This window comes from Pseudoalteromonas sp. TB25 (assembly GCF_000497995.1).
GTDB classification, from domain to species: domain Bacteria; phylum Pseudomonadota; class Gammaproteobacteria; order Enterobacterales; family Alteromonadaceae; genus Pseudoalteromonas; species Pseudoalteromonas distincta.
The window spans coordinates 1-1,243 of the sequence record NZ_AUTI01000337.1 but is presented as its reverse complement, the minus strand read 5'-3'; the positions used below and the strand labels follow the sequence as shown (position 1 = coordinate 1,243).

1 pseudogene is annotated in these 1,243 nt (G+C 42.5%); it reads right to left on the bottom strand.

The features are described from left to right. Window positions 1–225: 225 nt before the first annotated feature. Window positions 226–1,243, bottom strand: a pseudogene (locus L652_RS01000000123800) (PLP-dependent transferase); the annotation flags it as partial.

Sequence of the window (1,243 nt, the reverse complement as noted above, 5' to 3'; positions counted from 1 at the left end):
TTTGTAACCTAGTGGGCTAAGTAAAAACCGAGCAACAAAGAGTTAATCGTCCCTAGAAAGAACCCAAAGGGCAGCGCATGTTTGGTATTTATGCTGCGTTATCGCCTATTCATGGGGAATAACCACACTACATAGGCTCCGCCTTGCCTATAAACCAAACATACTGCTGCAAATTCACCCACCAAAGATCAACACGCCCTAGGTATTATTGCGGATTGGTATTACTTACCAAAGCGCTGGACGGGCTGCACTTAATTTAACGTTTCCACCAGAAGTGCCAGCACCTTTGCCTACACGGCCAACATTTTTATTTTGCCCTGGTTTTACAAGTTCAAATACTCGTTCAAAGTCAGCTATTAAATCGTGTATATCTTCAATCCCAATCGAAATACGAATAAGCGTATCGCCCACACCCGNCCCGCCTCTAAACGTGCCTTTGCCTCCATGCCTGCGTGCGTCATAGTTGCGGGGTGACAAATTAAACTCTCTACGCCACCTAGTGACTCAGCTAAACTAAACGTTTTAAGACTAGTTAAAAATGCTGCGGCGTCGTTTATATCGCCTTTAATATCAAAACTAACCATGCCACCAAAGCCAAGTTGTTGTGCTTTAGCAAGCTCATGTTGAGGATGTGACTCAAGTCCTGGATAGTAAACTTGGCTTACAAAATTGGAGCTTTCAAGGTACTTAGCTATTGCTAGCGCATTTTCTTGGTGCTGCCTTAAGCGCACATTTAAAGTACGTAGACCACGAAGCGTTAAATAACTATCAAAAGGGGCGCCCGTAATACCAATATTATTTGCCCACCAAGCAAGCTCATCACCAAGCTCTTGTGTTGCAGCAATAACAGCGCCGCCCACTACATCTGAGTGCCCGTTAATATATTTAGTAGTTGAATGCACCACAATATCTACACCAAACTTAATAGGGTTTTGTAAGGCAGGAGACAAAAACGTGTTATCTGCGGCAACCAATGCACCGCATTGCTTAGCAACATCGGTAACCGCTTTAATATCGGTTAAACGAAGTACTGGGTTACTTGGAGTCTCTATCCAAATAAGCTTAGGTTTAATTGCTAAAATTTGTTGAAGGCTTTCTTCTTTTGTTAAATCTAATACTTCAAGCTTCAATAGTCCGCGTTTTTGTAACGATGTAAATAAACGATAGCTACCACCATAACAATCATGTGGAATTACTAACGTGTCGTCACTGTTAAGTAGCTGAGTAGCTAAATGCACGGCAG